Source organism: Bradyrhizobium arachidis, assembly GCF_015291705.1.
Lineage (GTDB): Bacteria > Pseudomonadota > Alphaproteobacteria > Rhizobiales > Xanthobacteraceae > Bradyrhizobium > Bradyrhizobium arachidis.
In genome coordinates this window covers 4,822,569-4,839,793 of record NZ_CP030050.1, presented here as the reverse complement: position 1 = coordinate 4,839,793, position 17,225 = coordinate 4,822,569, and the positions used below count along the sequence as shown (strand labels likewise).

The 17,225-nt window shown below is 65.2% G+C and carries 26 protein-coding genes; 13 read left to right on the top strand and 13 right to left on the bottom strand.

Features of this window, described 5'->3' with window-relative positions; translation table 11 throughout:
- Nucleotides 1-5: 5 nt before the first annotated feature.
- The 7 genes from WN72_RS22375 to WN72_RS22345 are packed head-to-tail and all read right to left on the bottom strand — an operon-like array spanning nt 6 to nt 2,696.
- Nucleotides 6-476: a hypothetical protein gene (locus WN72_RS22375; RefSeq protein ID WP_092220025.1), complete on the bottom strand. Its 471-nt coding sequence runs from the start codon at nt 474-476 to the stop codon at nt 6-8.
- The gene (locus tag WN72_RS22370; protein ID WP_092220027.1) at nt 476-781 is read right to left on the bottom strand and encodes a hypothetical protein; all 306 of its coding nucleotides are present in this window, start codon (nt 779-781) and stop codon (nt 476-478) included. The genes WN72_RS22375 and WN72_RS22370 overlap by 1 nt, the downstream gene beginning before the upstream one ends.
- Complete coding sequence (locus WN72_RS22365) at nt 774-1,433, bottom strand: RAD52 family DNA repair protein (protein WP_092220029.1); 660 nt, start codon at nt 1,431-1,433, stop codon at nt 774-776. The genes WN72_RS22370 and WN72_RS22365 overlap by 8 nt, the downstream gene beginning before the upstream one ends.
- On the bottom strand, nt 1,433-1,933 hold the full coding sequence (locus tag WN72_RS22360) for a siphovirus Gp157 family protein (protein ID WP_092220031.1): 501 nt from the start codon (nt 1,931-1,933) through the stop codon (nt 1,433-1,435). The genes WN72_RS22365 and WN72_RS22360 overlap by 1 nt, the downstream gene beginning before the upstream one ends.
- Nucleotides 1,933-2,118 (bottom strand): hypothetical protein, encoded by a 186-nt coding sequence (locus tag WN72_RS22355; protein ID WP_092220033.1) that lies wholly within the window; start codon nt 2,116-2,118, stop codon nt 1,933-1,935. Before WN72_RS22355 ends, WN72_RS22360 begins: the two co-directional genes overlap by 1 nt.
- On the bottom strand, nt 2,111-2,470 hold the full coding sequence (locus WN72_RS22350) for a hypothetical protein (protein ID WP_092220035.1): 360 nt from the start codon (nt 2,468-2,470) through the stop codon (nt 2,111-2,113). Before WN72_RS22350 ends, WN72_RS22355 begins: the two co-directional genes overlap by 8 nt.
- A gap of 13 nt (nt 2,471-2,483) precedes the next feature.
- Complete coding sequence (locus WN72_RS22345; RefSeq protein ID WP_092220037.1) at nt 2,484-2,696, bottom strand: hypothetical protein; 213 nt, start codon at nt 2,694-2,696, stop codon at nt 2,484-2,486.
- A 258-nt stretch (nt 2,697-2,954) separates the two neighbouring features.
- On the opposite strand from WN72_RS22345, the gene WN72_RS22340 reads away from it, so the two are divergent.
- Nucleotides 2,955-3,299, top strand: coding sequence for a hypothetical protein (locus WN72_RS22340; protein WP_143130827.1), 345 nt, complete (start codon nt 2,955-2,957; stop codon nt 3,297-3,299).
- Here WN72_RS22340 and WN72_RS22335 read toward each other — a convergent pair.
- Nucleotides 3,296-3,478: a hypothetical protein gene (locus WN72_RS22335; RefSeq protein ID WP_092220042.1), complete on the bottom strand. Its 183-nt coding sequence runs from the start codon at nt 3,476-3,478 to the stop codon at nt 3,296-3,298. The two genes, WN72_RS22340 and WN72_RS22335, sit on opposite strands and share 4 nt — an antisense overlap.
- 241 nt (nt 3,479-3,719) lie before the next feature.
- Between WN72_RS22335 and WN72_RS22330 the strand changes: the two genes are divergently transcribed.
- The 5 genes from WN72_RS22330 to WN72_RS22310 all read left to right on the top strand — a co-directional run bounded on the left by WN72_RS22330 (nt 3,720) and on the right by WN72_RS22310 (nt 5,476).
- Entirely contained in the window at nt 3,720-4,085 is a 366-nt protein-coding gene (locus WN72_RS22330) for a hypothetical protein (protein WP_092220044.1), read from the top strand.
- Complete coding sequence (locus WN72_RS22325) at nt 4,082-4,306, top strand: hypothetical protein (protein WP_092220047.1); 225 nt, start codon at nt 4,082-4,084, stop codon at nt 4,304-4,306. Before WN72_RS22330 ends, WN72_RS22325 begins: the two co-directional genes overlap by 4 nt.
- Nucleotides 4,299-4,601, top strand: a complete 303-nt coding sequence (locus tag WN72_RS22320) for a hypothetical protein (RefSeq protein ID WP_092220049.1) — start codon at nt 4,299-4,301, stop codon at nt 4,599-4,601. Before WN72_RS22325 ends, WN72_RS22320 begins: the two co-directional genes overlap by 8 nt.
- Nucleotides 4,594-4,869, top strand: coding sequence for a helix-turn-helix transcriptional regulator (locus WN72_RS22315; RefSeq protein WP_092220052.1), 276 nt, complete (start codon nt 4,594-4,596; stop codon nt 4,867-4,869). The genes WN72_RS22320 and WN72_RS22315 overlap by 8 nt, the downstream gene beginning before the upstream one ends.
- Nucleotides 4,870-5,038: 169 nt before the next feature.
- On the top strand, nt 5,039-5,476 hold the full coding sequence (locus tag WN72_RS22310) for a DUF1810 domain-containing protein (RefSeq protein ID WP_027557721.1): 438 nt from the start codon (nt 5,039-5,041) through the stop codon (nt 5,474-5,476).
- Nucleotides 5,477-5,486: 10 nt separating this feature from the next.
- On the opposite strand, the gene WN72_RS22305 is transcribed toward WN72_RS22310, so the two are convergent.
- A complete protein-coding gene (locus WN72_RS22305) occupies nt 5,487-6,263 on the bottom strand; it encodes a crotonase/enoyl-CoA hydratase family protein (RefSeq protein ID WP_092220055.1) in 777 nt (258 codons plus the stop codon).
- Between the two features lie 35 nt (nt 6,264-6,298).
- Nucleotides 6,299-6,781, bottom strand: coding sequence for a tautomerase family protein (locus tag WN72_RS22300; RefSeq protein ID WP_027557719.1), 483 nt, complete (start codon nt 6,779-6,781; stop codon nt 6,299-6,301).
- On the opposite strand from WN72_RS22300, the gene WN72_RS22295 reads away from it, so the two are divergent.
- The 3 genes from WN72_RS22295 (at nt 6,771) to WN72_RS22285 (ending at nt 10,525) form a co-directional block, all read left to right on the top strand.
- The gene (locus WN72_RS22295) at nt 6,771-7,499 is read left to right on the top strand and encodes a TetR/AcrR family transcriptional regulator (RefSeq protein ID WP_231164354.1); all 729 of its coding nucleotides are present in this window, start codon (nt 6,771-6,773) and stop codon (nt 7,497-7,499) included. The two genes, WN72_RS22300 and WN72_RS22295, sit on opposite strands and share 11 nt — an antisense overlap.
- Before the next feature lie 15 nt (nt 7,500-7,514).
- Nucleotides 7,515-8,300, top strand: a complete 786-nt coding sequence (locus WN72_RS22290) for a 2-keto-4-pentenoate hydratase (protein ID WP_027557717.1) — start codon at nt 7,515-7,517, stop codon at nt 8,298-8,300.
- A gap of 143 nt (nt 8,301-8,443) precedes the next feature.
- Entirely contained in the window at nt 8,444-10,525 is a 2,082-nt protein-coding gene (locus tag WN72_RS22285) for a methyl-accepting chemotaxis protein (RefSeq protein ID WP_092220058.1), read from the top strand.
- Here the strand turns inward: WN72_RS22285 and WN72_RS22280 are convergent.
- Both WN72_RS22280 and WN72_RS22275 read right to left on the bottom strand, forming a co-directional pair.
- Nucleotides 10,522-11,112, bottom strand: a complete 591-nt coding sequence (locus WN72_RS22280) for an NADPH-dependent FMN reductase (protein WP_027557715.1) — start codon at nt 11,110-11,112, stop codon at nt 10,522-10,524. The genes WN72_RS22285 and WN72_RS22280 overlap by 4 nt on opposite strands.
- 36 nt (nt 11,113-11,148) lie before the next feature.
- Nucleotides 11,149-12,096, bottom strand: coding sequence for a helix-turn-helix domain-containing protein (locus tag WN72_RS22275; RefSeq protein ID WP_027557714.1), 948 nt, complete (start codon nt 12,094-12,096; stop codon nt 11,149-11,151).
- Nucleotides 12,097-12,400: 304 nt separating this feature from the next.
- On the opposite strand from WN72_RS22275, the gene WN72_RS22270 reads away from it, so the two are divergent.
- The 3 genes from WN72_RS22270 to WN72_RS22260 are packed head-to-tail and all read left to right on the top strand — an operon-like array spanning nt 12,401 to nt 14,988.
- Nucleotides 12,401-13,465, top strand: coding sequence for a DUF2336 domain-containing protein (locus WN72_RS22270; protein ID WP_092220061.1), 1,065 nt, complete (start codon nt 12,401-12,403; stop codon nt 13,463-13,465).
- Between the two features lie 29 nt (nt 13,466-13,494).
- The gene (locus WN72_RS22265) at nt 13,495-13,815 is read left to right on the top strand and encodes a PilZ domain-containing protein (RefSeq protein ID WP_027557712.1); all 321 of its coding nucleotides are present in this window, start codon (nt 13,495-13,497) and stop codon (nt 13,813-13,815) included.
- A 54-nt stretch (nt 13,816-13,869) separates the two neighbouring features.
- The gene (locus tag WN72_RS22260; protein ID WP_027557711.1) at nt 13,870-14,988 is read left to right on the top strand and encodes an HD-GYP domain-containing protein; all 1,119 of its coding nucleotides are present in this window, start codon (nt 13,870-13,872) and stop codon (nt 14,986-14,988) included.
- Between the two features lie 382 nt (nt 14,989-15,370).
- Here WN72_RS22260 and WN72_RS22255 read toward each other — a convergent pair whose 3' ends face one another.
- Nucleotides 15,371-16,048, bottom strand: coding sequence for a nitroreductase (locus WN72_RS22255; RefSeq protein WP_027557709.1), 678 nt, complete (start codon nt 16,046-16,048; stop codon nt 15,371-15,373).
- A 124-nt stretch (nt 16,049-16,172) separates the two neighbouring features.
- On the opposite strand from WN72_RS22255, the gene WN72_RS22250 reads away from it, so the two are divergent.
- On the top strand, nt 16,173-17,135 hold the full coding sequence (locus WN72_RS22250) for an alpha/beta hydrolase (protein WP_092220117.1): 963 nt from the start codon (nt 16,173-16,175) through the stop codon (nt 17,133-17,135).
- The last annotated feature ends 90 nt before the right edge of the window (nt 17,136-17,225 follow it).

The window sequence follows — 17,225 nt, the reverse complement described above, 5'->3', positions numbered from 1 at the left end:
CTGGGTTATGCATTCTCGGCGATGCGCCACGCCTCGAATTGATTGTCGAGCCGGTGCCAGCGCTTGCGCTCTTCGGATCGGCCCGGCTTGCCGAGATCGCTGCGGCTGGCGATGCCGCAGTGATGACGCACGCAATCGGCGGCGTGCTGCTCGCACGTCACGTCCCTGTAGCGGTGCTCCTCCTCAAGGAAGCGCCAGAACACCGGCTCCTTGCAGCGGATGCCCGCCTGCTTTGTCGGGCCGAGCGCAGCCCATTTGTCGCGCTCCTGGGCGGTGTCGGCATCGCGGCTGCCGCCGAAGATGTCTTCCTGCTCCGGCTCCTGGCGCACGCCACGCTTGCGCGCCGTGATCTCGGCGCGCACCTCACTGGCCTTCCAGCCCGCGATCTCGTATTCGGTGCCTGCGATCACCAGAAAGCCGGTGACGTGCGGCGGCTGATCAGAGAAGAACAGCGCACCCTTCAGCTCTTTGCTCATCACACTTTCCGATGCAGGTTGGTGCGCCGCCCGTGCGACCTACTCGCCGTCATCGCCACCCTGATCGGCAGCTCGACGAGCTGGCCGCGCTTCTTGGCCGCGTTCCAGCAGGCGCCCCAGGCATTGCGGTGTGGCACGATGCCGATCCAGTCCCTGCGAATGTCCTCGCAGGTGCCGGTCCAGCCGCGCGGCAAATAATCGATGAAGCGCTCGAACTGCGTTTTGAAGGTCTGATTGTGGTCCATCACCAGCGCCATCCCCGCGTCGCGCAGCATCTGCGACTTCTCCAGATCGAACTCAGGCATCGAGCGCCTCCGCTTTCTGGCGCACGCGCGCCTTCAACATTTCAACGTCGTCGTAGCTCAGCTCGTAATTGCGCCGCGCCGCCTTCTGCGCATCGCTGTTCCACCATGTCAGCAGCTTGGTCTTGTCGGTGTAGTCGTCGATGGACGACTTGTAGTGTTCGAGGAACGAGGTCCGCTTCGCCGCCATCTCGACCTGCCGCCGCAGCTCGGCCTCGTCGACGACGTTGCTCTGCGTCTTGTCGTAGAGCGCGAGACCGAACACGTTGCCGAACGTCATGAAGGCGCGCTTCATCGCGTCGGTCTCGGCCTCCTTCAGCGCGCTCTCATGCGCGAGGCCGAGGTCACGGTCGATGCCGTGGCCGGAGCCGCTGCCCTCGCGCACCACGCGGCCGACCGTGACGCGGACCCTGGCGTTGTAGGTCACCCCGAAGCCCGGCACCTTGTCGCGGCCGATCTCGCGCGCGTTCTCCGCAACGCATTTGAGATCGATGGTCTCGCGGGTCCAGCCATCAAATCCGAAAATGCGATTGGCTTCGGCGATGGCGACCCAGCCCTCGATGTAGGAGAGCTTTCGCCCGCCCTGCTCGCGCTCCTTGACATGGGCGCGGTTGAGTGGCGCGTCGAGCGCGGCCTTGATCTCGTCGTCGAACATCACTTCACCATCACCATGATCGAGGGCGACGCATTGGAGAGCTGCAGGCCGGGCAATTCGCGCCCGGCCTGCAACGCCGCCTTGATCGCCGCGCGATCCGCCGTCCGTTTGATTTTCACGAATTCGTCCGGCAGCGCGTCTGCATCGGGCTCGCCGATCAGCTGCTGCGGGTTGTTGCGCAAATAGACGGTCGCCTCCGGCAGCTCGACCTTGCGCAAGGCGGCGGCGTTGAGGATGGACAGCATCAGCGCGCGGGTGAATTCCAAGCGGCGGCCGAACCGGTCGGCCCGCGCCTTCAAGTTCTCCTGCTGCTGCTTGGTGCCGTCGCGCAGCGTGCGGGCATCCTCGCCCAGGCGGATCAGCGCGGTGAGCACGTCCACGAGCGAGGTATCGGCGTCGAGCATGTCCGCGCGCAACACCTCGTCCTCGGCGATCTCGGGATAGTCGCGGGCCAGCTTCTCGATCTCCAGGCGCAGCGCGTCGACTTCATGCGGCTTCATCAGTATTTTCCTTCTGCACGGTCGCTCAGGCGGGAGAGGTTGTCGCGCGCGTCCTCGATGGCCATGCGGAAGGAGGCGGCCTCCTGCGCGGTCAAGTTCTCGACGAGAAACTGGGCATCCATCGCCACGCGCAGCAGGCGCTGCGTGTGGCTGATCGGCGTGAGCCTGACGACGTTGTCAGCCATGCCACCCTCCACTGCGCGCGAGCACGATGTCGGCAATCCGACGCTCGATGACGTCGCGGTCGTCGCGGAGCTGCTCGATGACATCGAGCTTGCCGCTCATCTTGGTGCCCATGCTGGCGGCATTGCTCTCGCTGCAGCCGAGCACCGCGGCGATGGCGGGGAACGAGGCGCGCGTGTAGCGGCGCGCCAGCACCACAATGAGCCCGCGGATGTGCTTGAGCTTCAGCCCCGGATGGAGGCCGACGCGATAATAGTTGCAGGCGGCGAGCGCGATCTCGTGCAGCTCCGGCGGCCTGCGGTCGAGCACGCGGAAGGCGGGCACGTCATCGGGAAGAACGGATGGGTCGCCCATGAGCCGCCCTCCCCTAGACGCCGCGCTGGTTCCACAGATGCGCGGGCGCGCTCGCGTTGCGACGGCGCAGCGCACGCTGCATCACGACATAGGTCGAGGCCGGGAATGACTTGGCGCGGGTCGGCCAGTTATAGGCGGTCTTGCTCTTGGCCTGCGTCAGCTCGCAGACGCGCTCCAGGCCGCCGAGGTGCTCGACGACCTCGCGCGCAGTGGTCAGATGCTTCATAGGTGAGCCTACACACTGATCATCGAGAGTAATTTGTAGGGTTAGGTTATCGAACAAATTGCGGCCCGCAAGTGGCCACTGCGCGCGGGGCTTGATTTTTTTGCGCACAAGCTACAACCTGCTGAAGGCGGGCCATGGGCAGCTCGTGCAGAGGTTTTAAATTCCAATCATTGATTGCGGGAATAGCGCTTGGTCAGGAAGCTAGAAGGGCTCGACGATTTCGGCTTCGACATCGAGGCCTACAAAAAGCGTTTGCGAATGCTGCGGCAGATCGTGAGCGGGGAAAATCAGCAGGATTTTGCTGCGCGCCTCGGCCTCGATGCCAAGCGATGGAACAACTACGAGCAGGGTTATCCGGTCCCCCGTCACGTCGCCATGATGATCATGACGCAATTGGACGGCATGAGCATCGAGTGGCTCTGGTTCGGCAAGGTCGGCAATCTGTCGACGTACTATCTCGAACAGATCAGAGCCATCGAGGCGCTAGAGCGCCAGCAGCAAAAGGCCCGCCAGCACATACTGCAGCAGGCTCCGGCGAAGCCTCTTCCGAAGCGAGCGACGGCGGCTCCAAAGACCAAGAGCCGCGGGCGCAAGCGCTCCTAGCTCGCGGCCTGCCTGTCCAGCGCTTTCATCTCGTTCAGCTGAGCTTCCTTGCTTGTCAGGATGGTCGGCGCCAACTGGGTCGCCAGTGAGAGCACTGCGACGGCCTCAGTCACGTCCTTCGGCAACATGCAACAAATGTAAGTCGCCAATTCGATCCGCTTGTAGTCGGGATCAAACATGAGCATTCCACTTCCCCGCTACGCTGGGCAGCGCCACTTGCCCGATTTCCTGAACGATCCCCCCAGGGCAGGAGGCGGAGTGTAGGCCGTCGTGGGGAACTGTCACGAAGAATCTTCTCCCGTTGACCCGGCCTAATGGTTTTGCCTGGGAGTGGCTAGTCAACAGCGCAATAACTGCTTGCTGGACGTACTATGTACGCATAGGCTGCCTCTCCTTTCCTCCGGAGATGAGAGCCCGCCCATGCCCGATGCGCGCCTTGCCCAACCATTGACCGACAGCCAACGCGACCACCTTGCCGCGATCCGCGACCGGATCGATGCCGCAGCCCAGCTGAAACCGGCCGAGCCCGTGGCGCCGCCCGCTTACGGCGCGCCGCAGCGCGACGCGATCTCGTCCGTCGTCGACAACGTCGTGCAGACCGTCTGCCTGCAGATCGCCGAGCTGCGCGTCCAGCTCGACACGCTGGAGAAGCAGCTCTTGATGAGCGGCGCCGCCGCCAAGGACACGCTGAACCAGCAGGTGGCGGTCTGCATGGAGGTCAATGAACAGGCCAAGCAGCTCGCCAGCATCATCGGCAGCATCGCCGAGCGCGTGGTGCGGCCATGAGCAGCCCCGTCCCCCCGTCGCCGCTCAGCCTGGAGGAGCGGCAGGCGCTGAACTGGTTTCGCCTCAACGCCCCCGCCGAGGCGGACGGCGGCCCGGAGGGCTATGTCCGCGTCGCCCTGGTGCGCCGCGGGCTCGTCGGCACCCCCCCGGCGCGCCGCCGGTTCGACCCGATCCGTTACGTCATCACCGAGCGCGGCCGGGAGGTCATCAAGCATGGCTGAGCGCACCGAGGCCCCGTGGACCGACGCCCAGGTGGAGGCGCTCAACCGCTTCCAGGCCCTGCGCCTGTTCCACCCGTTCACCTGCCCGAACCACAGCGGCATGCGCGACAAGGACCGCGCTCTGGTCGCCACCCGCCATGGCTGGCGCTGCCCGCACTGCTCCTACACCCAGGGCTGGGCGCACCGCTGGATGCTGACCGTGGCCGACGAGGCCGAGCGCCTCGACAGCATGGTCCGCATCGGTGATCTGCGCGCCCTCCGAAAGAAGAACAAACAGGAGGCCGACAATGACTGACGTGCAGGAAATCGTGCGCGAGATGCTCACCGCCGAGCAGGTGCTCGCGCTCATCCCCATCAGCCGTTCGACCCTGTTCCGGCTGGAACGGGACGGACTGTTTCCGCAGGGAGAGGCGATCACGCCTCACCGCAAGCTGTGGTTCAAGGACGAAGTGATCGCGTGGCAGCGGGATTTGCGCGACCCGAAGTCGGCGCTGGCGCAAGCGGTGCGGGCTCGCGCAGCAACTCGAAAGCCGGGCCGCCCGCGTTCGCTGAAGGCGGTCTAGTTTTTCTCTCCGTTCCTGCCACCTCGTTAGCCCACGGTTAGCCCGAGACAAGACGCCCGAAAAAAGATAGATTGAAATCAAATAGTTACGGCGTTTGACTACATCAGGAGCCAAAAGTTAGGCATAATCGCGGCCGGCAAGGGCCCGTCAAGGCATCCCAAGGTATCCTATGACCGATCCTTTCGATCTAGAGCGCTTCGTCCGAGCCCAGGACCCGGTTTTTCGCGCCGTCCGGGAGGAGCTGGCCCGGGGGCGGAAGCAGAGCCACTGGATGTGGTTCGTCTTCCCGCAAATCGCCGGCCTCGGCTTCAGTGCCATGTCGCAGCGCTATGCGATCGGCTCGCGGGCGGAGGCCGAGGCCTATCTCGCCCACCCCACTCTCGGCCCGCGCCTGATCGAATGCACGCGCCTCGTCCTCGCCGTCGAGGGGCGCACCATCAACGCCATCCTCGGCGCGCCGGATGATGCCAAATTCCGCTCCTCGATGACGCTGTTCGGCGCGGTGTCCGATCAGCCCGTTTTCGGCGAGGCGCTCGGGCGGTATTTCGCAGGCCAGCGCGACGGCGCAACGCTTGAGATCCTGTCGAAGCTCGACCGGCCGGCGTAGCCGCCTGCGATCAGCGGCCCTGGAAGACGGCCGCGCGACGCTCGATGAAGGACTGGATGCCTTCCCTCGCATCGGCGCTGCCGAGCACGCGGTCGCGGATTTTCGGGATGTAGGCGATCGCAGCCGCTTCGCCGCCTTCGATATATTTCGCCGCCGCTTCCTTGGTCACCTGGATGCCGAGCGGTGCGTTGCGCGAGATGATGGCAGCGAGCGCCATCGCCCGCTCGACCTGTTCTCCCGGCGCCACGATCTCCTGGACGAGGCCGATCGCGTGGGCGCGCTCGGCCGAAAACTCGTCGCACAGGAACAGATGATACATCGCATTGCCCCAGCCGGCGCGAGAGAGGAAGCGGAAATGCGCGCCGCCCAGCGGCGCGATGCCGCGCTTCGCCTCCATCTGGCAGAAGCGCGCATCGCCGGCCGCGACCACGATGTCGCCGGCGAGCATCAGCTCGATGCCGATGGTGAAGACGATGCCCTGCACGGCTGTCACGATCGGCTTGCGGCAGCGCTTGGCCAGCCCGAACGGATCGACGTTGCCCTCTTTGATGTTGCGCTTCTCCGCGGTCGGTCCAAAGAATCTGGGCATGTCGAGACCAGCCGTAAAATCCCTCCCTTCGGCGCAGATCACGCCGACGCGGTAGGCCTCGTTGTCGTGCAGCTCGGTGAGCGCATCGGACAATTGCTCCATCATCACCGGGGTGAACGCGTTCTTCTTCGCAGCGTTGTCGATGATGATCTTGAAGACGTGGCCGTGCACCTCGGTGCGGATCTGACCTTCGCTCATGTGCTTCTCTCCGGATTGTTGATGTTGGCAGCAAGTCAGGCCGGCGACTGAATCGCCGCGCGGATCGCCTCGATCCGCGCCGGCGTGAACACGCCGGAGTCGAGGAGCTGGAGGATCGACAGCACCCCGCCCCGCGATCCCCAGCTGCCCTCGTCGATGATCTCGAAATTGACCCACCAGGTCGGCGATGGCGCCGGCATCCCGCAGGCTTCCGCAAGCCGCGCCAGCACGTTGCGGATCACCTCCGCACGCACCTCTGCAGGCCAGGCCGCATTCATCACCGCGATATTGACGGTGATGATGTCGCGCGGTTGGTCCTGGTCGGACAGCAGTCGGCCGCCGATTGCCATGCAGTCGGGCGGCAGGTCGTGGAAATGCACCTGAAAACCCATTCGCGCCGCCGGCGCGTGCTGACCGACTTCGGGCTCAAGCACGGCGTCGGTCAGGCTTTCCGCAAGAAGCCGGCGTTGCGGCAGGCCAAGCCGTCCGGCCGACGCGGTCACGGTGATGATGGTCAAGCTGGCACCTCTGCACGACTATGACGATCGTCATATTTCAGCGCGGCTTGCCTATGTCAAGCGTCATAGTCTAGATGGTGGGCAGCCAATTGTGGAACTCCCGATGACCACCGCCACCACCCGCGACAAGATGATCGCCGGCGCCGCCGACCTGATGAGCCGCCGCGGCGTCAACGCCACCAGCATGCGCGACGTCGTGCGCCATACCGCCACGCCGCGCGGATCGATCAGCCACCATTTTCCGGACGGCAAACGGCAATTGATCGCCGAGGCCGTGACCTTCGCGGGCAAGCAGGTGTCCATTCCCCTGGAGAAGGCCATGAACCAGCACGGCGTGATCGGTGGCCTCAAGGCTTTCGTCGCATCGTGGCGCCGCCGGCTGGAAGCGACCGGGTTCGAGGCCGGCTGCCCGGTGCTCGCCGTCGCCGTCGACCGCTATGTCGGCGAAGCCTCCGACAAGGACGACGAGGCGGCGCAGCAGCATCTGCTCGGTCTCGCCGACGGCGTGTTCGTCGAGTGGCGGCAGATCATGCGCGCGGCCTTGCTGCGCGAAGGGCTGGCTGCGGAGCGGGCGGAGCGGCTTGCCACGCTCGTCGTGACCTCGATCGAAGGCACGGTCGCGATGTGCCGCGCCAATCGCAGTGCTGAGGCGCTCGATCAGGTTCAGGACGAACTGGAGACAGTGCTGTCGACCGCACTCGCCCGCACAGCCGGATAGAATGGAGACGCACCGATGGATCTGTCCCGCGAACGCGAGCTCGCACGCCGTCTCGCCAGCCTGCGACGCGAGAGCCGGCAGCAAAGCGGCCTCGATGCGCATCTTGTGCCGCCGGATCCCGACACGGCGTACCGCGTCGCGCAGATGGTGGAAGAGGAGTTGGGCTGGGCCGTCGTCGGCTGGAAGATCGCCGGCATGAAGCCCGGGCTCCAGCGCCAGCTTCGCACCTCCTCGCCGATCTATGGGCGGGTGTTCGCGCCGCTGATCAAGACCTCGCCCGCGAGCGTCGCGCATGCCAGGCAGTGCAGCCCGATTCCGGAGGTCGAGTATCAGGCACGCCTCGGCGCCGACCTGCCGCCACGCTCCAAGCCCTACACTGTCGAAGAGATCGGCGATGCCGTCGCCTCGCTGCATCCCGGCATCGAGCTCGCCGAATGCCGCTTCGTCCATGACGCGGCGTTTCCACCGATGCCGGCGATCCTGGCCGACGGCGCGGGATCGGGAACGATCGTGCTCGGAGAGCCCATCGCCGACTGGCGCAGCCGCGACATCGCGAATCAGGGGGTCGTGCTCAATTGCAATGGCGTGGAAAGGCGCCGCGGCAGCGCGGCGGAGGCGATCGATCATCCGCTGGTGCCGCTAACCTGGCTCGCCAACGAGCTGTCGCGAAGCAGAATTGGTCTCAAGGCCGGACAGACCATCAGCACCGGCACACTCACCGGCATGCTGCGGCCGAAGGCGGGCGAGACGTACGTCGCCGATTTCGGCCCGTTCGGAACCGTGAGCGCGACCTACGCCTAGAGCGTTGCCATCGGAAGGGCGCATTGGACGAATGGACGCATGCGGGCCGAGCATGGCGGCCGCCAGCGTAAACCGGCGATTAAGACGGCCCGCCTATTTTTCGGAGAATATCTTTCTCCCGCTGTGCAATTGCCGGAATGCCCATGAAAATCGGTACGCTGCTGACCACCGCCATCGTCTCGTTGTCGACCGTCGGCGGCGGCCTCGCCGTCTACGTTGCCGTGACCAAATACCAGACCATGGAGCGGATCACCGAGGCGCAGGGCCGGCTTGCGATCGTCCGGGCCGTCAGCGACATCCCGCGCTATCTCAACCCCGAACGGGGCTATTCCACCAACATCCTCTACGGGCCCGCGACCATCGATCCCGCGCTGCTTGCCGAGCAGGACAAGTTGCGCAAGTCGACCGATGGGGCGCGCGACAAGATGAACGCGCTGCGCAAGGAGCTGCCCGGCCCGTTCGACGACGGCGCCACCATCGGCAGCAATATCGACGGCATCAATGCGAAGTTCACGGCACTGCGTGAGGCCATCGACAAGGCGCTGGCCGGCCCGGCCGAGGCGCGCAAGGACGCAGCCAAGAAGATCGTCGCCGACAATGCCGTGCTCAACGGCGGCGTGACTGCGCTGCTCAACGAGCAGGTCCGCCGCATGGCGATCCTCAACGGCGACGCCTATCGGCAGGCCAGCTACGCCAACATCGCCATGACGCTGCGCGACGTCGGCGGCTTCAATTCCAGCCTGCACAAGAACCTCGTCGGCGGCAAGAAGCCGGCGACCGACGCCGAGAAGGCGGACATCGGCCGCTCGCAAGGGCGCAACGACCAGATCGTGATATCGCTGCTGGAATTGCGCGGCAATCCAGCTACACCGGCGAACGTCGCCGCGGCGCTGGAGAAGTTCAACACGATCTATGTCGAGGAGTTCGGCCGCGAGCTCAAGCTGGCCAAGGAAGGTGCGGTTACCGGCAAGTACGAACACGATGTGGACACCTATTACACCGCCACCCAGCGCGGCCTCAGCACCATTATCGAGGTCCGCGATGCCTTCTACGACAACGCCGAGCAGATCCTCGCCGGCGCATCTTCCGCGGCGCGCACCAGCTTCACCATCGCCCTCGTGGGCCTCCTCGCCGTGCTGATCGCCAGCGCCGGCCTCATCGTGACGGTCCGACGCCGCGTCTGCGCCCCGATCGTCAATCTGACGACGCGGATGTCGCGGCTGGCCGACGGCGAGGTTGCCGAAGAGATCCCCGGCGCCGCGCGCTCCGACGAGATCGGGGCGATGGCGGCGGCCGTCCAGGTCTTCAAGGACAACATGATCCGCGCTGACCGCCTCGCCGCCGAGAAGCAGGCCGAGAACGACGGCAAGATGCGCCGCGCGCAGGCGCTCGACGAGCTCACGCGCTCTTTCGAGGCCAAGGTCACCGAACTCGTCGGCGGCCTCTCGCGTGCCTCCTCCACCATGGAAAGCACGGCGCAGTCGATGACCTCGACCGCAGCCCAGACCAACAGCCAGGCCGCCGTTGTCGCCGCTGCGTCGCAGCAGACCTCGACCAACGTGCAGACGGTCGCCAGCGCCACCGAAGAGCTGACCTCCTCGATCACCGAGATCGGCCGTCAGGTCGCGCAGAGCACCGAGATCGCGGCCCGCGCCGTCGACAATGCCCGCCGCACCGGCGACACCGCGCGTGCGCTCGCCGAGGGCGCGCAAAAGATCGGCGACGTCGTCACGCTGATCCAGAGCATCGCCGAGCAGACCAATCTGCTTGCTCTCAACGCCACGATCGAGGCCGCCCGCGCCGGCGATGCCGGCCGCGGCTTTGCCGTGGTAGCGTCCGAGGTGAAATCCCTGGCCGGCCAGACTGCCAAGGCGACGACCGAGATCTCCGAGCAGATCACGGCGATCCAGGCCGCGAGCGACGAGACCGTGGCCGCGATCCGCAACGTCGCCGACGTCATCGCCGAGATCGACCAGATCGGCACCGCGATTGCCGCCGCGATCGAGGAACAGGGCTCTGCGACCAAGGAGATCGCCCGCAGCGTCCAGGAGGCCGCTCGCGGCACCCAGGAGGTCAACACCAACATTTCAGGCGTGCAGCGCGCCGCCGACGACACCGGCGCGGCCGCCAGCGAAGTGCTGGGCGCCGCCGAGCAACTCTCGACCCAGTCGCGCGACCTCGCCGGCCAGTTCGACCGCTTCCTCAGCGAGGTCCGTGCGGCTTAGTAAGGCGGCGCCTTCCGAGCCCGCTGCGCTTTCGCCGCCTCGATCCACCATGTGAGATCGTCGGCAAAGCGCGGGAACGACCGTTCCAGCGCCTTGCCGCCCTCGCCGATCGGCTCGCTCTCGGCCGACAGCGTCTGCGCGATCGGGCCTACGCCGATGGTGCTCGAGATCACTACCATGCCCATCTCCGACAGCGTGCCGTGCCAGGCGGTCGAGGCGCGCGCGCCGGACAATCGGCCGGCGGAATAGCTCACGATCGCGGCCGGCCGCCAGAACCACTCCTCCAGGAAATGATCGGTGAGGTTCTTCAGGCCGGGCTGGATGCCCCAATTATACTCGCCGGTCACGAAGACAAAACCGTCGGCGCCGCGGATCTGCCCGGCCAGCTTCTCCAGCGCCTCCGGAGCCGAGCCCTTGGGATACTCCTTGTACATGCGGTCGAGCATCGGCAGGCCGATCGCCTTGGCGTCGATGAATTCGACCTCCTCGCCGCGCCCGCGCAGGCCTTCGATGACGAAATTCGCAAGGCGGACGCCCATGCGGTCGGAACGGTAGGACCCGTAGAGGACGAGAATGCGGTTGCTCATGACCGGCACGTTAGCACGAAACGGCGCGGCGGCCGCCTATCGTTTTCGTCGGAGCTCCAGCGTCTGTGACGGCGTCTCGCCGAACTGGTTGCGATAGCTTCTGGAGAAGTCGCTGAGATGCCAGAAGCCGAAGGCGAGCGCGACGGCCTTGACGCTGTCGGCTCCGCCCAGCAGCCGCTGGCGCACCAGCCACAGCCGGCGCAGGCGCAAATAGCGATGCAGGCTCATGCCGCGATAGCGGCGGACGACGTCATGCATGGTGCGGACCGGCACGCCGAGCTTGCGCGCGAGGTCCTCGGTGTAGATGGGTTGAGACAGATCGCCGGAGAGCAGCGCGCGGATATCCTGGAAGATCTTGAAGTTGCGCGTGTCATTCGGCCACACCGTCCATCGCGCCGGAACGATGTCGGCGATGGCCGCATCGACGGCAGCGAGCAAGGACTCCCTCATCGCGGCCGCCTTCATCGGCACCTCGGCGGCATCGACGGGCTCCGATGCAGCGGCGACCACCTCTGTGACGGTTCGCCGCAGCCGATGCAGGGCGCGATCACTGGTCTCGAACAGCTTGAAATTCGACTTCGCTTCCGGCCAGCCACGATCCTTCACCTCCGGCCTGAACACGACAGAGCCGATCTGACGCTGAACCTCCTCGATCGTGGTGTAGGCCGCACCGCTGCTGCCGACGACGATGACCGCGCGATCGCGCTGCGCGCCGTTGAAACGAATGGGCACGTCGAGATCGTCCATCGCGAAACCGATCGCGGTGCAATCGCCAACGAGCTGCGCATCGACGACGCGCGGAAACGCGCGCGTGACGTTCACGTCGCAGCCGGGCAGGTGCAGGATGATCTGCTCGGTCGCAATCCTTCGCACGAATGGCGTGAACTCGATGTTCAGCCCGCGTATCGAACTGCGAAACTCGTCGACGTCGAAAAACCGAAATATCTTTGGCGCTAGCAATGGCGCATCATCAATGCTGCTCATGACAAATGAAAAGTCGCGTCCTGACCGACGCGCGTCCGGCAATACCGCCGATCTGAGTTCCCCCTTTCGGTTCCCCAGTTAGAAGCGAAGGAATCATCCTACTCGTCACGCTTCAATTGGCGAGTGTCCCATCTCAAAGGACAAGTCGTCGCAACTCGCCTCGCCGAATTTCGATAGCGATTCCGGTTGCATCGACGGTGCATTAATACCCCAGCGTTCAACGTCTAAATTTCAAATTAACCGCTGTGCGGCGCAATCAGGGGCGTTGAATAGTCGAAGTTCATTTTGAGTACAGGCTCCTGCCATGATGGCAAATTCGCCTGCAGATATTCTGGTTGAATTGGAACAGGCGGTCGAAACGTGTCCGCTTGACCGTTGCGGCCGTATCCTCGCCGGCATTGTGCAGTTGCTCACTGGCAGCTGCGACCGGTCGCAGGAAGTGCTCGCCCACGTGGTCGACGGCGTTCTGCTCCGATTGACGGAGCGGGTCGAGGCCCGCGCATTGGCCGAGCTCAGCACCACGCTTGCCGAGCTGAAGGTGGCGCCGCCCGAGACGTTGCGGCGCCTTGCCGCGCACAATGATCCGGACGTGGCATGTCCCGTTCTGCTCAAATCACAGATGCTCGGCTCCTCCGATCTTGCGGCCGTCGCGGCTTCCGGCGGCGAGCGGCAGCAACGCGCGATCGCCGCCCGGGACGACATCGAGCCGGTCGTGACCGAAGCACTTGTGCAGCGCGGTGGCCCGATCTGCCTCGCGCTGATCAAGAACCCCGGAACCAAATTCTCCGACGCTGCCTACGCCGCGCTGATCGCCAAGGCTGAAGAGGACGGCGAGATTGCGAAGGCGCTGGTGCTGCGGCCCGGCACGCCCGACCTCGTCGTGCGGAAGCTGCTCTCCGCCCCACCCGGCCAGAAGGCGTCGGCCAAGCCCAACGCGTCCGCCGCGCCGCCCGCCCAAACAGCCGCGCCAGCGCGACCCTGCCCGGCCGACTATGCCGGCGCACGGCCGGAGATCGTCGCGCTCAACCGCGTCGGCAAGCTCAACGATTCCACGGTGAACCGCTTCGCGATCCGCGGCGAGACCGCCAGCCTGTTCACGGCGCTGTCGGTGCTGTCAGGCGCTCCGATCGAGGTCGTCGAGCGCATCATGGCCGACGGCGATTGCGAGGGCCTGGTGATGGCCTGCCGGGCGTCGCGGCTGAACTGGGCGACTACGCTTGCGATCCTGAGCAACCGCAACGGCACGCGGCTCTCCTTCGCCGAGCGCGAGCGCGCACACCACATCTACGAGACACTGCTTCTGTCGACCAGCCAATGGACGGTGCGCTGGGGGGAAATTGCGGCAAGCGCCAAAGCGAACGGTCGGTGAGATCGCGGCGCGACAATGGGGGAAAGCCAATGAAGTTCGACGGTCGAAAGGCGGCTCGCGTAAGGATGGATCACAAGCAACCCGTCAACCTGATGGGCTCGGATGGTACGTGGCGACGCAGCTGCGTCCTGCTCGACGTGTCGCAAACCGGCGCAAAGGTCGAGGTCGAAGGTACGCTCGACGTGCTCCAGGCCAAGGAGTTCTTCATGCTGCTGTCGTCGACCGGATTGGCTTACCGGCGCTGCGAGCTGATCTGGATCGACGGCACCACGGCCGGCGTTCACTTCATCACCGCAGATGGCAAAAGGAAGCAGAAGGCGAAGGCCGAGAGCGCGGCCCAGAGCAAGTAACCCAATCATTCATCCAGCGATTTGAAGCAAATGCGGTAACGTCCAGGTCAGACCGTGCAGAACGCGCGAACCATACAAAACCCCGTCAATCGAGACGGTATCCGGGAAACGGAGGCCGCGCGCCCTCTCGTGCAAGTGCTGGCCGACACGTCCGACAAACTGTCGGGCATTCGCTCGATCCTCGAAGAGAGATTTACCGTCGCCGGTGAACGGCTCGATGCCGACGCCAAGCTGTCGCAGGTGCCGTCCGCCATCGTCATCCGCGCGGAGCTACGCGACGTCGACAATATCGCCGCCATCAAGAAGCGCGCCGGCAAGCTCGCCAAGGCGAAGAAGCGCATCTTCCTGCTCGAGCACACCTCTCACGTCGGCATTTCACAGGCCTATGCGCTCGGCGCCACTCTCGTGCTTCCGGCGATGGTCACCCGGACCAGACTGCTGGCGGCGCTGTCCGATCCTGCCGACCCGGCCTCGGCCTTGTCGAATGATCCGGCCGGGCCGGACAACGCGGTCGAGGCCGCGGCGACCGCCATCGCCTCGATGTTCACCGCCGTCACGCTTGGCCAGCCGCTCGACGTGGACGGCACCAAGGAAGCCGGTCGCCAGATCGCCGATCGCATCACCCAGCACGGCCTGTCCGAATGGCTCACGACGGTACGTCGCCACCACGAGGGAACCTACCAGCATTGCCTGCTGGTCACCGGCGTCGCCATCGACTTCGGCTTGAGCCTCGGCGTCCGCCCCGCAGACCTCGAGCGCCTGTACACGGCGGCGATGTTCCACGACATCGGCAAGGCCCAGATTCCCCTCGCCATCCTCGACAAGCCCGGCCGGCTCGATCCGGAAGAGCGCGCCATGATCGAGACCCATCCTGCCGCCGGCTACGATTTTCTGAAAAACCACGACAAGATCACGCCGGAGATCCTCGATGCCGTCAGGCATCATCACGAATATCTCGACGGCAGTGGCTATCCGGACGCGCTCTGCGCCGAGAACATCAGCGACATCGTCCGTATTCTCACCATCTCCGACATCTTTGCGGCGCTGATCGAGCACCGCCACTACAAGCCGACCATGCCACGCACGGAGGCCTACAACATTCTCTGCGGGATGAATGGGAAGCTTGAGAAGGTGCTGGTGAGCTCATTCAAGCAGGTCGCGCTCACGCGATGAGCGCGTCGATCTCGTCTTCGCGATGACGCTTCATCGCGCCTTAGTGCGTGGCCCGGAATTTGGCCCGCTGCGGCATCGACCGGCAAGCCAGGCCTTCCGCAAGCAGCCTCATGTCCTCGCGTCTGCCGCTGCGTATGAGCCTGCTGAACTCTTCAGGTGTGAAGGGAAGACTTGGATCCTCATCGATCGGGCGCCGCACTCGCGGACCGAAGAACCACCGAACCAGGCTAGCCAGCCGCCGCATATCAATTCCCTCGCGCCAGCAACAAACCCTTTAGCCCGCATATTGTTCCTCCTGCACGATCGAGATTGCAAGAGGCCGTAACGACTCCGCACCAAAAATTTCCGCGAGAGAATATTCTCCTCCCCATGAATCGTCGTGCTAATCGGCAAAACCGACGTAGCGCACGAACTCCGCGTTGTGCTCGCGATCCGAGCGCACCGCGTTCGCGGCAAAGTTGTCGTCGGGATAGCCCATCGCCACGCAGGTCATGATGACCTCGTCCTCTGGAATTCTGGCGACTTCGCGCACGATGTCGGAACGCATGATGCCCTGCCCGTTGATGACGGACCCGAGACCGCGGTCCCAGGCCGCGAGCACGATGCCGTAGCAGAGCGCGCCGAGATCGAAATGGCAGACCGCGCCGGGATCGAGCACGCGGTCATAGGTGAGGACCAGCGAGACCGGCGCGTCGAATTGGCGGAAGCCGCGCAGCACCCAGTCCTGCCGCATCGGCTTGTCGTCGCGCGCAATGCCCATTGCGCCGAACAGTTTCTTGGCGATGTCGACCTGCCGGGTGCGGTGCACGCCCTGGTACTCGCCATGGCTGACGATGTCGCGCTTGACCTTGGCGCCGCCAACCATCTCCTCCATGTTGCGTCGGCGCACCTCTTCCAGCGGCGCGCCAGTCAGCACGTGGACATGCCAAGGCTGGGTGTTCATCGACGACGGCGCGCGCTTGGCGCTGTCGATGATCGCCTCGATCACAGAACGGGCTACCTGCTGCTGCTTGAAACCGCGTACACTGCGGCGCGACTGGATCAGCGTCTCGAATTCCACCCTAGAACCTCCCTGCCCCTGCGTTCGCGCGCATTGCAATCGTAACGCGTCTGCGGTTGCCGATGCGGCGCGCCAAATCTATGCTAGCGCGCAAGCAAGACCAAGAACCCTTATGAGGATCATCATGCCTGCACCGCTCGATCCCGTCATCGCCCAGATCATTCCGCTGCTGCCGCTGCGCGATCCCACCACGATGACGCCACAGAGCGCTCGCGATTCCTTGCGCGAACTGGCTGCCTCGCGCGCGGCGGTGCCGCCGCCGCCCGTCGCCAGCGTGCAGGATATCAAGGTGAAGGGCGGCGCCGGGCCGCTCGATGCGCGTGTCTACCGGGTCGGCACCACGCCGGCGCCGACGGTGGTGTTCTTCCATGGCGGCGGCTGGGTCGCGGGCGATCTCGAAACGCATGACCGCCAGGCGCGCAATCTCGCGATCGAGACCGGCGCCGTCGTCGTCTCCGTCGATTATCGCCGCCCGCCGGAAACCCGCTTTCCCGGCGCCTTCGAGGACGCCTTCGCAGCGGTCAGCGACGTGTTTGGCCGCGTCGCGGAATTTGGCGGCGATGCCAAGCGCTTCGGCGTTGCCGGCGACAGCGCCGGCGGCAATCTCGCGGCCACCACCGCGATCGCCTGCCGCGATGCCGGCATCAGGCTTGCCGCGCAGCTGCTGGTCTATCCCGTGACCGATACGGTCGGCCTCTATGCCGACGTCAGCGAGAACGCGCGCTTTCCCTCACGCGCGGAAAATGCGGACGGCTACTTCCTCACGCGTGCCACGATGCAATGGTTTTGCGGCCACTACCTTGCCGACTCCACTCACGCCGCCGATTGGCGCGTCTCCCCGCTCCGCGTCACCTCGTTCAAAGGTCTCGCGCCGGCGGTCGTGACCACCGCCTGGTTCGATCCGCTGCGTGACGAAGGCGCCGCCTATGCGCGGGCGCTGGAAGGTGCCGGCGTGCCGGTGAGGCAGCATGAGGGCCCCGGCCTGATCCACGGCTATTTCGGCCTCGGTGATGCTTCCGAGGCGGCGCGCGCCGAGGCGCAGCGCGCACGGGCCGATTTCAAGGCGTTGCTCGCGCGCGGAATCTGAACCGCAGATGAATGGCAACAGCTGCGATTGAGCATGTGGCGCGCGATCCTGCTTGATTGCGCCACGATTCGCGGCTCCAATCCGCATGCC

Coding starts and splice junctions, on each gene's coding strand:
- WN72_RS22250 (WP_092220117.1), top strand. CDS start 16,173: ATGCCTGCACCGCTCGATCCCGTCATCGCCCAGATCATTCCGCTGCTG.
- WN72_RS22325 (WP_092220047.1), top strand. CDS start 4,082: ATGAGCAGCCCCGTCCCCCCGTCGCCGCTCAGCCTGGAGGAGCGGCAG.
- WN72_RS22340 (WP_143130827.1), top strand. CDS start 2,955: ATGCTGCGGCAGATCGTGAGCGGGGAAAATCAGCAGGATTTTGCTGCG.
- WN72_RS22350 (WP_092220035.1), bottom strand. CDS start 2,470: ATGGGCGACCCATCCGTTCTTCCCGATGACGTGCCCGCCTTCCGCGTG.
- WN72_RS22355 (WP_092220033.1), bottom strand. CDS start 2,118: ATGGCTGACAACGTCGTCAGGCTCACGCCGATCAGCCACACGCAGCGC.
- WN72_RS22360 (WP_092220031.1), bottom strand. CDS start 1,933: ATGAAGCCGCATGAAGTCGACGCGCTGCGCCTGGAGATCGAGAAGCTG.
- WN72_RS22345 (WP_092220037.1), bottom strand. CDS start 2,696: ATGAAGCATCTGACCACTGCGCGCGAGGTCGTCGAGCACCTCGGCGGC.
- WN72_RS22305 (WP_092220055.1), bottom strand. CDS start 6,263: ATGAGCGAAGGTCAGATCCGCACCGAGGTGCACGGCCACGTCTTCAAG.
- WN72_RS22315 (WP_092220052.1), top strand. CDS start 4,594: ATGACTGACGTGCAGGAAATCGTGCGCGAGATGCTCACCGCCGAGCAG.
- WN72_RS22375 (WP_092220025.1), bottom strand. CDS start 476: ATGAGCAAAGAGCTGAAGGGTGCGCTGTTCTTCTCTGATCAGCCGCCG.
- WN72_RS22280 (WP_027557715.1), bottom strand. CDS start 11,112: ATGAGCAACCGCATTCTCGTCCTCTACGGGTCCTACCGTTCCGACCGC.
- WN72_RS22285 (WP_092220058.1), top strand. CDS start 8,444: ATGAAAATCGGTACGCTGCTGACCACCGCCATCGTCTCGTTGTCGACC.
- WN72_RS22335 (WP_092220042.1), bottom strand. CDS start 3,478: ATGTTTGATCCCGACTACAAGCGGATCGAATTGGCGACTTACATTTGT.
- WN72_RS22370 (WP_092220027.1), bottom strand. CDS start 781: ATGCCTGAGTTCGATCTGGAGAAGTCGCAGATGCTGCGCGACGCGGGG.
- WN72_RS22310 (WP_027557721.1), top strand. CDS start 5,039: ATGACCGATCCTTTCGATCTAGAGCGCTTCGTCCGAGCCCAGGACCCG.
- WN72_RS22295 (WP_231164354.1), top strand. CDS start 6,771: ATGATGGTCAAGCTGGCACCTCTGCACGACTATGACGATCGTCATATT.
- WN72_RS22290 (WP_027557717.1), top strand. CDS start 7,515: ATGGATCTGTCCCGCGAACGCGAGCTCGCACGCCGTCTCGCCAGCCTG.
- WN72_RS22265 (WP_027557712.1), top strand. CDS start 13,495: ATGAAGTTCGACGGTCGAAAGGCGGCTCGCGTAAGGATGGATCACAAG.
- WN72_RS22320 (WP_092220049.1), top strand. CDS start 4,299: ATGGCTGAGCGCACCGAGGCCCCGTGGACCGACGCCCAGGTGGAGGCG.
- WN72_RS22270 (WP_092220061.1), top strand. CDS start 12,401: ATGATGGCAAATTCGCCTGCAGATATTCTGGTTGAATTGGAACAGGCG.
- WN72_RS22365 (WP_092220029.1), bottom strand. CDS start 1,433: ATGTTCGACGACGAGATCAAGGCCGCGCTCGACGCGCCACTCAACCGC.
- WN72_RS22330 (WP_092220044.1), top strand. CDS start 3,720: ATGCCCGATGCGCGCCTTGCCCAACCATTGACCGACAGCCAACGCGAC.
- WN72_RS22275 (WP_027557714.1), bottom strand. CDS start 12,096: ATGAGCAGCATTGATGATGCGCCATTGCTAGCGCCAAAGATATTTCGG.